This is a genomic window from Janthinobacterium sp. HH104 (genome assembly GCF_001758715.1).
In the GTDB taxonomy this organism is placed as follows: Bacteria; Pseudomonadota; Gammaproteobacteria; order Burkholderiales; family Burkholderiaceae_D; genus Janthinobacterium; species Janthinobacterium aestuarii.
Genome location: NZ_LRIB01000054.1, coordinates 228,076 through 240,351 on the forward strand (window position 1 = coordinate 228,076; position 12,276 = coordinate 240,351).

General features: G+C 66.1%; 12 protein-coding genes. 4 read left to right on the forward strand and 8 right to left on the reverse strand.

What is annotated here, in order from left to right:
* Positions 1-64: 64 nt before the first annotated feature.
* The 5 genes from bamE to JAB6_RS25710 are packed head-to-tail and all read right to left on the reverse strand — an operon-like array spanning position 65 to position 3,493.
* On the reverse strand, positions 65-373 hold the full coding sequence (bamE, locus tag JAB6_RS29160; protein ID WP_070305468.1) for an outer membrane protein assembly factor BamE: 309 nt from the start codon (positions 371-373) through the stop codon (positions 65-67).
* Positions 370-1,158, reverse strand: coding sequence for a hypothetical protein (locus JAB6_RS25695; RefSeq protein ID WP_070305470.1), 789 nt, complete (start codon positions 1,156-1,158; stop codon positions 370-372). The genes bamE and JAB6_RS25695 overlap by 4 nt, the downstream gene beginning before the upstream one ends.
* Before the next feature lie 48 nt (positions 1,159-1,206).
* Positions 1,207-1,566, reverse strand: a complete 360-nt coding sequence (locus JAB6_RS25700; protein ID WP_034753491.1) for a nucleotide pyrophosphohydrolase — start codon at positions 1,564-1,566, stop codon at positions 1,207-1,209.
* Entirely contained in the window at positions 1,563-2,024 is a 462-nt protein-coding gene (locus tag JAB6_RS25705) for a GNAT family N-acetyltransferase (RefSeq protein WP_034753492.1), read from the reverse strand. Before JAB6_RS25705 ends, JAB6_RS25700 begins: the two co-directional genes overlap by 4 nt.
* Positions 2,025-2,059: 35 nt before the next feature.
* Positions 2,060-3,493, reverse strand: coding sequence for a cytochrome P450 (locus tag JAB6_RS25710; protein ID WP_070305472.1), 1,434 nt, complete (start codon positions 3,491-3,493; stop codon positions 2,060-2,062).
* 114 nt (positions 3,494-3,607) lie between these two features.
* Here JAB6_RS25710 and JAB6_RS25715 point away from each other — a divergent pair, with 114 nt between their 5' ends.
* Entirely contained in the window at positions 3,608-4,465 is an 858-nt protein-coding gene (locus JAB6_RS25715) for an AraC family transcriptional regulator (RefSeq protein WP_070305474.1), read from the forward strand.
* 97 nt (positions 4,466-4,562) lie between these two features.
* On the opposite strand, the gene ilvB is transcribed toward JAB6_RS25715, so the two are convergent.
* On the reverse strand, positions 4,563-6,314 hold the full coding sequence (gene ilvB / locus JAB6_RS25720; RefSeq protein ID WP_070305475.1) for a biosynthetic-type acetolactate synthase large subunit: 1,752 nt from the start codon (positions 6,312-6,314) through the stop codon (positions 4,563-4,565).
* 99 nt (positions 6,315-6,413) lie between these two features.
* Here ilvB and JAB6_RS25725 point away from each other — a divergent pair, with 99 nt between their 5' ends.
* Together JAB6_RS25725 and JAB6_RS25730 are read left to right on the forward strand one after the other, a co-directional pair.
* Positions 6,414-6,875 carry an Lrp/AsnC family transcriptional regulator gene (locus JAB6_RS25725; RefSeq protein ID WP_034753497.1) on the forward strand — a complete coding sequence of 154 codons (462 nt, stop codon included), beginning with the start codon at positions 6,414-6,416 and terminating at the stop codon, positions 6,873-6,875.
* Between the two features lie 94 nt (positions 6,876-6,969).
* Entirely contained in the window at positions 6,970-9,468 is a 2,499-nt protein-coding gene (locus tag JAB6_RS25730) for a TonB-dependent receptor (RefSeq protein ID WP_254671800.1), read from the forward strand.
* Here JAB6_RS25730 and JAB6_RS25735 read toward each other — a convergent pair.
* Together JAB6_RS25735 and JAB6_RS25740 are read right to left on the reverse strand one after the other, a co-directional pair.
* Entirely contained in the window at positions 9,465-10,112 is a 648-nt protein-coding gene (locus tag JAB6_RS25735) for a response regulator transcription factor (protein WP_070305569.1), read from the reverse strand. The genes JAB6_RS25730 and JAB6_RS25735 overlap by 4 nt on opposite strands.
* A gap of 8 nt (positions 10,113-10,120) precedes the next feature.
* A complete protein-coding gene (locus tag JAB6_RS25740) occupies positions 10,121-11,032 on the reverse strand; it encodes a histidine kinase (RefSeq protein ID WP_070305477.1) in 912 nt (303 codons plus the stop codon).
* Positions 11,033-11,460: 428 nt separating this feature from the next.
* Between JAB6_RS25740 and JAB6_RS29595 the strand changes: the two genes are divergently transcribed.
* Complete coding sequence (locus tag JAB6_RS29595) at positions 11,461-12,276, forward strand: NF038120 family PEP-CTERM protein (protein WP_070305478.1); 816 nt, start codon at positions 11,461-11,463, stop codon at positions 12,274-12,276.

The following is a 12,276-nucleotide window of genomic DNA, read 5'->3' on the forward strand; positions in this document are numbered from 1 at the left end:
CCCAACGGCGAAAGGCCGGGGTCGTACCCTCAGGGTACGACCCCAGTTTGCTTTTTGGGTACTTTTACTGCTTCACCCGATACACCTCTCCGCTGCGCACCTTCTTCACCACCCCATCCCCGCCAAACAAAATCACATATTCTCCCTGCGCGCCCGAGGCGGCCGGGTAGGTGTACATCCATACTTCATTGCCGCTGTCGAAACGGATGGACGTGCTGTCTCCCAGCGCGGCGCGCACCTGTTCGCGCGTGCTGCTGCCCGGTTGCACCGTCTGTTCCAAGGTGGCATATGGCACGTTCTTACTTGCCTGCAAGGCGCGCGTGCCGGAGCAGGCGGCCAGCAGCGTCAGCATGGCGATCAGCAGCCACTTCATGGCGCCACCTCGTCCATGTAAGTAAATTCCAGCAGGGTGTCGTCGGGCCAGCTGGCATCCCACAAGGGCGCGTAATACGTGCGGTCAAGCAGTACCTGGCAATCGCAGTAGGGCAGCGAGGCGGGCGTCTGCTCGCCGCCCGCGTACAGCATCCTGAACGGCAACGCCAGGCGGCGCTCGCCATGCACGAGGGTCACGCCGAACAGGGGCCGCTCCGTGAAGAACAGGTAATTGCCGTCCGGCTCGGAACACACCTTGTCTGTGCTGTAGAGCATGCTGGACAGCCAGGCGATGATTTGCGGGTCGTTCGAGATCAGGCCCGAATCCATGCCGGCGCGGCATTCCAGGCGCAGGTCGCCCAGACGCCGCGTGCCGGGCGGCAAGCCGGGCGTGATCACTTGCGCGCGCCAGCTCATGGTGGTGGCCTTGCGGTTGGCGATCAGCACGGCATCTTCGCGCGCCGCTTGCGCATTGCGCACGGGGGCAAAGCTGTTGTCCTCTGCCAAGGGTAACGGGATGCTGACGGTGTCGCCAGCGATGCGCAGCCGCACGCCCGTCATGTCCACGACAGGCTGGCGCGGCAGCAGACGAAAGCGCAGGCTCGCTTGCGGCGCCAGCGCACGGTCGCGTTCGAAACGGTCCACGCCCTGCAGCATCTTGCGGTACGATTTATCGACGGGGTCGCGCGTGGCGCCCACTTTCACCTGCGGCACGGGCGTGGTTTGCGCCAGGGCAACCGGGCCAGGGAGCAGGCAGGCAAGCAGCAGGGAAATAGGGATGCGCATGGCTGGATGCTACGCTTTTTTGCGCATCAGCCACGCACGGATGGCTGTTCAGTATTCGCTGTATTTGCGCGCGTCGCCGCGTACCTGCTGCGCCGGGTATTTCTGCGCATTGAGTTCCATCTTTTCCAGCACGGCTGCGTGCAGGTCGACGCCGCTCTTGTCGGCCAGGCGCACCAGGTACATCAGTACGTCGGCCAGTTCGTGGCGGATGCCCGTGCGTTTGGCATCGTCCAGCTCGGCGTCCGCGCCCGTGGGCAGCCACTGGTAGTGCTCGGCCAGTTCCGCCACTTCGACGGACAAGGCCATGGCCAGGTTTTTCGGCGTGTGGAACTGGTCCCAGTCGCGCTCGTCGGCAAAGGCGCGCAGGCGCGCGCGGATGTCAAACAGGCTGTCGGCAGGCGTACTCATGCCGCCACCTGCAGCGGTTTTTCCATGAAGACACTGAACGGATCGTCGGGATAGTTGCCGTAGGGCCCGCGCCGCTGGTAGCCGTGGCGCGCGTACAGGGCGATGGCTTCGGGCTGGTGGATGCCCGTCTCCAAGGTCAGCAAGCGGCAGCCGCGCGCCAGCGCCTGCTCTTCCAGCAGGGCCAGCAGGCGCTTGGCCAGGCCCAGGCCGCGGCTGTCCGGGTGCACGTACATGCGCTTGACTTCGCCGAAATCGGGCGTGACGACGATGGCGCCGCAAGCGCGCGCCGCGCCTGCCGCATCGCGGGCGACGGCAAACAGCAGGGTATCGGACGGCACGGATGCCAGGTCCAGCGAATAGACGCACTCGGCCGGATACAGGGTCTGTTGGTAGGCGTCAAGCTCGGCGATCAGGGTTTGCACGTCGGCTTGCTGCGGCGATTCTAGGCGGATGGTCATGGGAAGGTCGAATGTATGGGACTTCTCCCATGGTATCACTGCGGCCGCGCCAGGCGCATCGTCAGGCCGATGGGCGACATCACAAAACCCATCAGTTCCTGCGCTTCGCCGCCATCAGGCGTATCGACGCCGGCGATGTCGAAGCTGCCCAGCAGCATGGCCATGGCGATCTTGATTTCCAGCAAGGCCAGGTAGCGGCCCGGGCACGTGCGCAAGCCGGCGCCGAAAGGCATGGCGGCGCGCTTGTTGTTCGCCTCGCCGCCTTCCAGCCAGCGTTCGGGCTGGAAGGCCTGGGCGTCGGGGAAGTGCGCATCGGATACGCTGTCGTGGCGCATCACGCACCAGAGCATGCTGCCGGCGGGCACGGCCACGTCGCCCACCACCGTGTCGCGCAGCGCTTCGAGCGGAATGTAGGGTGCCACCGGTTTCAAGCGCATGGCCTCGCTGGCGCAGGCGCCCAGGTAGTCGAGGCTATCCATTTGCGCCACGCTGAACTGCGCCACGTCGGGCGCCAGGCGCCGCACTTCCTCGCGCGCCTTGGCCAGGCTGTGCGGATGGCGCTGCAACAGGTAGATGATCCAGGAAATCGTGTTGGCCGTCGTGTCTTCGCCGGCCAGCAGCATGGTCAGCACATTGCCGGCCACGGCGCGGTCGTTCACGCCGCTGCCGGGTTCGTCTGCGGCGGCGATCATGGCTTCGAGCAGGTTGGGCGGGCGCACGCGCCGCGCGGGGTCTTGTTCCATGCGTTCGCGCGCCTGCCGCACCAGTTGCGCCACGGCCACGTCCAGCGCCGCCACGTCGCGGTCCAGGCGCCGGTCGACGGGCAGCTTGACGTAGCGCCAGTACGGCAGCATCGACAGGCTGCGCCGCGCCACGGCTGGCAGGATGGCGTCCAGGTGGCGCTGGATCACGTCCTCGCCCGATTCGAGCGTGTTGACTTCCGTGCCGAAGGCCAGGCCGGCGATGATGTCAACCGTGTAGCGCTTCAGGTCGCCATCGAGGGCAATGGCCTGGCCTTGCGTGGCGGCCAGATGCCAGCGCCGCTGCAGGCGCTGCGCCACCGTCACCAGCGCGGGAAAATACGCCTTGATGGCGCCTGGCGCCATGCCGGCCATCACCATGCGGCGCTGGTTGCGCCATTCGCTGCCTTCGGCCAGGAAGACGCCGGGATTGCCGCCCATTTCCTCCGAGACGATGTAGCTGCTGAGGGGGCGGCGGAAACCATCGGGACGGTCGCGCAGCACGGCGGCCACCGCCTCGCTGTCGGCCACCACCAGTACCAGAGTGCGGCCGAACCAGGCACGCATGAAAGGTCCATAGCGGCGTACCCAGCCTTCCACGTCGCGGTGGATGCGCGGCAGCCGCACTTGCATGGCGTTGCCGATGATGGGCAAGGCGAATGGCCCCGGCAACTGGCGGATCTGGCGCAGGGTGGTGGCGGGTGCGGCGGCGTGGTCGAGTGGCGGCATGGAAAGCTCCTGTTGTCGTGGGAACGATGGCTAGACTCTAGCGCGCTTGCGGGCACGCGTCTTGAACGAATACGACATCGCGCGCGGCCAAAAATTGCCGGTACAATCGTCGCCATGCCTGCCGCCCCCACGCCCCTGACCCGCTTGATCGCGCCGCGCACCGCGCTCGCTTCCTGCGTGCGCGCCTTCCTCGTGCGTGACACCACGCATTGCGCGCCGCTGCCGCCCGCGCAGCGCCTGAACCGCTTTCCCGCCACGCCCATGTGCTGCCTGCTGTGGACGGTCGCGGGCGACGTCGAGGCGGCCGCGCCCGGCCCCGACCTGCTGCATGTGCGCATGCCGCCCGCCCTGTTCAGCGGACCGCGCGGCTATCCGCTGGTCAGCTACAACCCCGGCCCCGTGCACTCGTTCATGGTGATGCTGTATCCGGCCGCCCTGCACGCGCTGACGGGCATCGACATGGCGGCCCTGTTCGACCAGGTGCTCCCGCTGGAACCGCTGTTCGACGCCGACTGGCTGGCCTTGTCCGACGCCGTGCTGGCCGCGCCCGACGATGCAGCGCGCATCGCGCTGGTGGAAGCATTCCTGGCGCCGCGCTGGGCGCTGGCGCGCAAGAGCGGCGACCATCCCACCGGCGCCATCCAGGACTGGGTGCGCCGCCTGGGCGTACAGGCGGCCTCGACGGGCCTGGCCAGCGGCGCGCGCAATATCGAGCGCCGCATCAAGGCCTGGGCCGGCCAGCCCATGCGCACCCTGCGGCGCATGCGCCGCGCGGAACAGTCGTTTCTCGACGCACGCGAGGCCATGCTGCAAGGCAATGCTTCTTGGACCGATATCGCCGCCGAGGGCGGCTACGCCGACCAGGCCCACCTGTGCCGCGAAGTGCGCGCCATCACCGGCCTGAGCCCCACCGAACTGGCACGCGCCAGCCGCGAAGATGAAAGTTACTGGATCTACAGGATTTGGGCGTAATCCGACCTACCCGTGGTGACGAGCGTAGGTCGGATTAGCGTGGCAACGCCACGCGTAATCCGACAACATCGTTGGCGTGGCCGGTGGTCATGCCGACCTACCGCTCGCTGTACACCTTGCCCTTGGACAGGGTCACTTCATGGTGCCCCGCGCCGGGCGCCATCATGGGGAAACAATTTTCTGCGCCATGCACGCGCACGTCGAGGAAATACGGGCTTTCGGATGCCAGGCAGGCCGCCAGCGCCGCGTCGAGGTCTTCGCGCCGGCTGACCGTATGCGCCTGCCAGCCGAACGCCCGCGCCAGCGCGACGAAATCGGGCAGCGCTTCCGTGTAGCTGTGGCTGTAACGCCCGCCATGGATGAGTTCCTGCCACTGGCGCACCATGCCCATGTAGCCATTGTTCGACAGCACCACTTTCACGGGCAGGCGGTGCTGCACGGCCGTGGCCAGTTCCTGGATATTCATCAAAATCGACGCGTCGCCGCTGACGCACACGATGCATTTTCCCGGATGGGCGATCTGCGCGCCGATGGCGGCCGGCAATCCATAGCCCATGGTGCCGGCGCCGCCCGAGGTCAGCCAGCGGCGCGGCTGCTCGAAGCGCAGGTGCTGCGCCGCCCACATCTGGTGCTGGCCCACGTCGGTGGACACGATGGCGTCCTGTCCGTCCAGGGCCGCCTGCAGCCGGCGCATCAGCGCCTGCGGTGCGATCACGTCCGGCGTGTCGTCGAACGCCAGGCTGTCCTGAGCGCGCCAGCCGTCGATACGCTGCCACCACGGCTGGCGGTCCGCCAGCAAGCGGCCGCGCAGCTGCGCCAGCAATGCCGCCAGCACGGGCGCGCAATCGCCGCGCAGGGCCACGTCGGCGCGCACCACCTTGCCGATCGACGCCGGGTCGATATCGACGTGGATGATTTTCGCGCCGGGGCAGAAGGCATCGAGTCTGCCCGTCACCCGGTCGTCGAAGCGGGCGCCCACGCAGACGATCAGGTCCGCATGGTGCATGGCCAGGTTCGCTTCCAGGGTGCCGTGCATGCCCAGCATGCCAAGGAAGGCCGGATGCGAGGCGGGAAAGGCGCCCAGGCCCAGCAGGGTCAGGGTGCAGGGCGCGGCCGCCAGTTTCACCAGCTGCTGGAAAGCGGCGCAGGCATCGAGCCCGGAATTGATGAGGCCCCCGCCACCATAGAACACGGGCTGGCGCGCGGAGGCGATCAGGCTGGCGGCTTGCTCGATATCGGCCGCCTCGGGCAGGGGGGCGGCGACGTTGGCGACGGATGGCGGCGGCGTGTTGGCCGCGACCTGCGCCAATTGCATATCCTTGGGAAAATCGATCAGCACGGGACCGGGCCGGCCCTGCGTGGCCTGGATAAATGCTTCGTGCACGACGGCGGCCGTCTCGTCGGCCGCGCGGATTTGCCGGTTCCACTTGGTGACGGGGCGCGAGATGCCCAGCGCGTCGCATTCCTGGAAGGCGTTCGTGCCGATGCTGGTGGTGGCCACCTGGCCGCTGATGCAGATGACGGGAATCGAATCGCACAGGGCGTCGAGCAAGCCCGTGGTGGTGTTGCTCATGCCGGGGCCGGAGGTGACGAAGACGACGCCGGGCCGCCCCGTGCTGCGCGCATAACCCTCGGCCGCGTGCACGGCCGCCTGTTCGTGGCGCACGAGCACGTGGCGCAAGCGCGGTTGCGCGTGCAGCGCATCGTACAGGGGCAGCACGGCGCCGCCCGGGTAGCCGAAGACGGTGTCGACGCCCAGGGCCAGCAGGGTGTCGATCAGGGTGCTGGCGCCGTTGCGCGGCGCAAGATCGTGGGCGGGAGCGAGGAGGGGAGCGGGATCGGGTTTCATGTGTCTATTTTCTGCTTGCCCCGGCAGAAAAGGCTGCTGGTTTTCTCGTATAAAATGCCTTGATCAGCAAAATTTGCTGTAAACATTGGAAATTGCAAAATGAAGCTCGACAAATTCGACCTCGCCATCCTGACGGCCCTGCAGCAGGATGCCCGCATCAGCCTGCACGAGCTGAGCGCCAAGGTGGGCCTGACCTCGTCGCCATGCTGGGCGCGCATCAAGCGCATGGAAGACGATGGCGTCATCGAAGGCTATACGGTGAACGTCAACGCGGCCAAGGTAGGGCTGGCCGACACCGTCATCGTGCAAGTGACCCTGGACGACCATTCCGACCATGCCCTGTTCGAGTTCGGCCACGCGCTGGCCATGATCCCGGAAGTGCTCGAAGCGTTCCTCGTCTCCGGCGACTACGACTACTACCTGCGCATTGCCGTCAGCGACACGCGCGACTATGAACGCCTGCTGCGCGAGCGCCTGTATAAAATTCCCGGCATCCGCCACAGCAAATCGAGTTTCGTGCTGCGCCAGCTCAAGCAAAGCTATTTGCCTTTGCAGCGATAGCCTGCCCGCACGGCGGGAGTTTTTCCCTAGTGCATCCCCGGTGGCTGTCCGATACTGGACAGACATAAAAACCATGATAAAAACGGGGACTCGCATGAAACTGACTTTATTGGCCGCTGCCGCCATGGCGCTGTGCCAGGCGCAGGCCGCCGAGCCTGCTGCCGCCAGCTTGGCCGCGAACCTGGCCGCCTCGGGCGACTTGCCCACCGTCGTCATCACGGGCAGCATGCCGCTGCCCACCGTGGAGCAGCCGCGCGATACCTTGGCCGCGCCCGTGCAGACGGCCAGCGCACAGCAGATCGCCGGCAGCGGCGCGCTCGATATTTCCGCCTTCCTGCGCCGCAACCTGGGCAGCGTCTACGTGAACGAAGTGCAGAACAACCCGTTCCAGCCCGACGTCAGTTACCGCGGCTATACGGCCTCGCCGCTGCTGGGCACGCCACAGGGACTGTCCGTGTACCTCGACGGCATGCGCCTGAACCAGCCATTTGGCGACGTCGTCAGCTGGGACTTGATCCCGCGCATGGCAATCAAATCGCTGACCTTGATGCCCGGCTCGAATCCCCTGTTCGGCTTGAATACCCTGGGCGGTGCGCTGGCCTTGCAGACCAAGGATGGCAAGAGCCACCCGGGCACCGCCGTCGAGGCGCGCCTGGGTTCCGATCAACGGCGCGCCGTGGAGGTCGAGCATGGCGGCAGCAATGCGCAGGGCTGGCACTGGTACGTGACGGGCAACCGCTTCAAGGAAGATGGCTGGCGTGACGATTCGCCATCCGACGTGCGCCAGGTGTTTGGCAAGCTGGGCTGGGGCGATGCGCGCACCGATATCGCCGTCACCGTGGCCCACGCGGACAATGCGTTGACGGGCAACGGCTTGCAGGAACAGCGCCTGCTGGCGCGCGACTACCGCAGCGTCTACACCAAGCCCGACTTGACGAAAAACAGGTCGACCCTGTTGAATCTGACGGGCAAGCACCAGGCCAGCGCTGCCTTGCTCTTGTCCGGCAATGTCTACTACCGCAAGATCGACACGCACACCTTCAATGGCGACCTCAACGACGAGTCGCTCGACCAGTCCGTCTACCAGCCCGGCGCGGCCGAGCGCGCGGCCCTGGCGGCGGCCGGCTACACGGGCTTTCCCGCCAGCGGGGCAAATGTGACCAATACGCCGTTTCCGAAGTGGCGCTGCATAGCCAACGTGCTGTTGAATGACGAGCCTGCCGAAAAATGCAATGGCATGATCAACCGCAGCCATACCGAGCAGGAAAACTATGGTTTTTCCGGCCAGTTCACCGCGCTGGCCGACGTGGCCAGTATGCGCCATGCCGTCACGGCTGGCGCCGCCTATGATACGAGCCACGCCACCTTCCGCCAGACGAGCCAGTTTGGCTATCTGAACCCGGACCGCGGCATCACGCCGGTCGACTTTTTTGCCGACGGCACGCAAATCGACGACGATGGCACGCCCGTCGACAACCGGGTCGACTTGAGCGGACGCATGCGTACGTGGAGCGTGTATGCGAGCGACAGCATCGCGCTCAAGCAAGACTTGACCCTGACCATCTCCGGCCGCTACAACCGCAGCACGGTGCGCAACCGCGACGCCATCACGCCCGGCGGCGGCAGCGGTTCGCTCGATGGCGACCACCGTTTCAGCCGCTTCAATCCCGCCATCGGCCTGGCCTATGCGCCAGTCAAGGGCGTGAGCGCCTACCTCGGCTACAACGAAGGCAGTCGCACGCCGACGGCCATCGAGCTTGGCTGCGCCGATCCGGAAAACCCCTGCCGCCTGCCCAACGCCATGGCTGGCGATCCGCCCTTGAAACAGGTAGTGACGAAGACGTGGGAAGCGGGTGTGCGCGGCCAGTGGGGCGAGGCGGCGCGCTGGAGCGCGGGCCTGTTCCGCGCGGAAAACCACGACGATATCCTGTTCGTGGCCGACAACCAGGCCGGTTTCGGCTACTTCAAGAATTTCGGCAAGACGCGCCACCAGGGCATGGAGCTGGCGCTGGACGGCAAGGCGGGCGCGCTGGACTTCGGCGTCAACTACACGTGGCTGCAGGCGACGTATCAAAGCCGGGAAACCGTCAACGGCAGCGCCAACAGCAGCAGCGACGCCGAGGCGCCCGGCCTGGAAGGCAATATCGTCATCACGCCGGGCAACCGGATTCCCCTCACGCCCAGCCATATCCTGAAGGCGCACGTGGAGGTTCAGGGCGGACGCGACTGGACGGTGGGCCTGGCCATGACGGCCGTGTCGAGTTCCTATGCGCGCGGCAATGAAAACAATGCGCACCAGGCAGGCGGGCCAGCGTACTTGGGCGCGGGCAAGAGCGGCGGCTACGCCGTGGTCGAGCTGAACGGCAAATACCAGCTGACACGGCAACTGAGCGTGTTCGCCCAGGTGAGTAATCTGTTCGACCGGCACTATGCGACGGCGGCCCAGCTGGGCGCGACGGGATTCGATGCCAACGGCAATTTTAGTGCCCGGCCGCTGCCGGCCGTGAACGGCGAGTATCCGATGGTCAACGCGACCTTCTATGCGGCCGGCGCCCCGCGCAGCGTGAATCTGGGCTTGCGCTACGTGTTTTAAGAGTGGATCTGTTCGATGACCCCGTTGCGCAAGGCCAAGTGGACGAGCGCGGCGGGGCCGGGCACGTCGAGCTTTTCTTTGATGCAGGTCTGGTGGTTGGCCACCGTCTTGCTGCTCACGTGCAGCAGGCGGGCGCAGTCGGCGGCGCTGCGGCCTTCGGCCAGCAGGCGGAAGATTTCGAATTCGCGCTGGCTCAGGCTGCTCAAGCGCTGCGCTTCCATGCTAGCGGTGTCCTGCAGCACGCCGGGCGCGCTGTGCGGATCGAGGTAGCGCCGGCCCGCGTGGGCGGCGCGCACGGCGTCGACCAGGTGTTCCGGGTCGGCCTGCTTGCTGACGAAGCCGCAGGCGCCGCCCTCAAACGCGCGCGCGATCAGCTGCGGCGTGTCGTGCATGCTGAACACGAGCACGCGGGCGCCGGCATCGCGGGCGAGCAGCTTGCGCAGCAATTCCAGGCCGCCGATGCCGGGCATGGACAAATCCGTCACGCAGACGTCGGGCGCGTGTTCCTGGTACAAGCCATACGCCGTTTCGCCATTGCCCGCTTCGGCCACGACAGCGATGTCGCCGCCCTGTTCCAGCAGGCGCCGGTAACCTGTGCGCACCACCGGGTGGTCGTCGACCAGCATCACGCGGATCGGGGTCATGGCCGCGTTCATGCCGCACCGGCCGCCAGCGGCATCGCCACTTCGATGCGCAAGCCGTTGCCCAGCGCGCTGATCCAGCGGATATGGCCGCGCAGGCCGGCCACTCTTTCGCGCATGCCCAGCATGCCGAAGCCATCTGCCGGCGTTTTGTCTGGATGCAAACCCTGGCCATTGTCTTCGATGGCCAGGTGCAGCAAGCCGTGCGCATCGGCGCGCAATTCCACCGTGGCCCGGTTGGCGCCCGCGTGGCGCGCCACGTTCGTCAAGCCTTCCTGCACCAAGCGGTAGATGGCGGTGGCGGTGCAGTCGTCGAGGCTGGCGGGAATGGCGTGCGGTGCGAAATGGCAGGCGATGCCGTGCTGCTGGGACCAGCTGTCGCACAGCGCCTGCAGGGCCGGCGCCAGGCCCAGGCTGTCGAGCACGGGCGGGCGCAGCCGGCGCAGCATGGTGCGCACCATCGCATGCAGCGCTTCCGACGAGCGCGCGATGCTGGCGGCGCACGCCTGAACGTTCGCCTGGTCGCCGTCGCGTGCGCGCAGGATGTAGCTGGCGGCCGCGCGGATGGCTGTGCAGTCCTGTCCCACTTCATCGTGCAGCTCGCGCGCCAGCGCGCAGCGCTCTTCTTCCTGCGCACGCAGCAGGCGCTGCGTGAGGGTGCGGTTTTGCGCCAGCAGCAGCGCCACCTGGCGTCCGCGCCGCACGGCGAAGCCGGCCAGCGCCAGCGTCAGCAACAGCAGGCTCAGGGCCAGTTCATCAAGTTGCCAGTGCTCGTGGCGCCACAGCGCGTAGGTCAGCCGTTCGGCCAGGTCCAGCCTGGCGGCCAGCAGGAAAAAAGCCAGCGCCAGCGCGCAGCACACGAGGAGGCGCCGTGCCGGCCGCGTGCCTGAGCGGCCGTTGCCGGCAGATTGATGGTGTTCCATGATGCTGCTCCCTGAGCACGGTCGATTCCCTTGTTGTGCAAGCTTCATGCCATCGCGCAGGGGCTGTGGCCGGGCGCGTGGCGGCGAGAGACAAGTGTTCCAGGATGGAACAGGTGTACCGCGATGTGACGCGGGATGACGGCGCGGCAGGCGCGGTTTTCGAGCTTATCTGAAGTCGCGCCGGCGCGCTGGCGCGCACGTCTGCGGTGCGAGGCATTGTTGTTCCGATGTAACGTTGAGATTGCTCAAGCTTTCATAGATAAAACAAAACAAAGTATCGCAGAGTTAGATAAAAAATAAATAAATGATATTAAAAATATGATATTTGTTTTGTGTGGTTTGCTATATTTGTTGACACTTTTGTGAAAAAGCTGAAAGCGGGCGCGAGACCTGCCGACCTATCTATCCACAACAACCAAGGGAATAGAATGAATCGTCCATCACATGCGCGGGTATCGCCCGCCACCGCCGATCGGCCCGCTACCCGCGGCCGCGCCACCATCCTGGCCGCGCTGGCCACCTTGTCCGTGCTGGCCTCGGCGCCGGCCATGGCAGGTGTCCTGACCTTCGATAATTTGCCCCCCGACGTGTATGAAAGCGGCCAGACGCTCAATACGTCGAGCTACAACCTGCTGTTCCTGGCCGACCCGACCACGGCGGCCGGCGGCGGTGTCAGCGGCGTGGGCGCCATCCTCGATGGCCGCGTGGGCTCGTCGTGCGATATCGCCGCCTGCCCGCAGGGCGCCACCGGCAACTACCTGGCTATCCTCAACGATGGCGGCGTGAATTTCGCGCGTGCCGACCACCAGGCGTTCAGCCTGGCCGGTTTCGACTACTCCTTCATCGCGCCCGTTTCCGGCTTGCCCAACATGCAGTGGGGCCAGCTGCAACTGAGCGGTACCCTCAGCAACGGCCAGGTGGTCAGCACCTCGCTGGCGTTTCCGGGCCAGGGCAGCGATGGCAATTACCATTTCCAGAGCGCATCCCTGCTGGGCGGCTTCAGCAACTATTCCTTCACGGGCCTGACCTTCAACGCCTGCATTTTCAATGACACTGGCGCGTGCACCAACTCCATCGATTTCCCCGCCTTTAACCAGGGCCAGTTTGCGCTCGACAATATCAACATCAGCGCCGTGCCGGAACCATCGACCTACATGCTGCTGCTGGCCGGCCTGGGCGCCATCGGCATGCTGTCGCGCCGCCGCAGCGGCAAGTTCGCAGCGTTCACCGTGCAAGGAGCGTGA

Excerpts from the sequence above, each read along its gene's own strand:
- bamE (WP_070305468.1), bottom strand. The coding sequence starts at position 373 with ATGAAGTGGCTGCTGATCGCCATGCTGACGCTGCTGGCCGCCTGCTCC.
- JAB6_RS25695 (WP_070305470.1), bottom strand. The coding sequence starts at position 1,158 with ATGCGCATCCCTATTTCCCTGCTGCTTGCCTGCCTGCTCCCTGGCCCG.
- JAB6_RS25700 (WP_034753491.1), bottom strand. The coding sequence starts at position 1,566 with ATGAGTACGCCTGCCGACAGCCTGTTTGACATCCGCGCGCGCCTGCGC.
- JAB6_RS25705 (WP_034753492.1), bottom strand. The coding sequence starts at position 2,024 with ATGACCATCCGCCTAGAATCGCCGCAGCAAGCCGACGTGCAAACCCTG.
- JAB6_RS25710 (WP_070305472.1), bottom strand. The coding sequence starts at position 3,493 with ATGCCGCCACTCGACCACGCCGCCGCACCCGCCACCACCCTGCGCCAG.
- JAB6_RS25715 (WP_070305474.1), top strand. The coding sequence starts at position 3,608 with ATGCCTGCCGCCCCCACGCCCCTGACCCGCTTGATCGCGCCGCGCACC.
- ilvB (WP_070305475.1), bottom strand. The coding sequence starts at position 6,314 with ATGAAACCCGATCCCGCTCCCCTCCTCGCTCCCGCCCACGATCTTGCG.
- JAB6_RS25725 (WP_034753497.1), top strand. The coding sequence starts at position 6,414 with ATGAAGCTCGACAAATTCGACCTCGCCATCCTGACGGCCCTGCAGCAG.
- JAB6_RS25730 (WP_254671800.1), top strand. The coding sequence starts at position 6,970 with ATGAAACTGACTTTATTGGCCGCTGCCGCCATGGCGCTGTGCCAGGCG.
- JAB6_RS25735 (WP_070305569.1), bottom strand. The coding sequence starts at position 10,112 with ATGACCCCGATCCGCGTGATGCTGGTCGACGACCACCCGGTGGTGCGC.
- JAB6_RS25740 (WP_070305477.1), bottom strand. The coding sequence starts at position 11,032 with ATGGAACACCATCAATCTGCCGGCAACGGCCGCTCAGGCACGCGGCCG.
- JAB6_RS29595 (WP_070305478.1), top strand. The coding sequence starts at position 11,461 with ATGAATCGTCCATCACATGCGCGGGTATCGCCCGCCACCGCCGATCGG.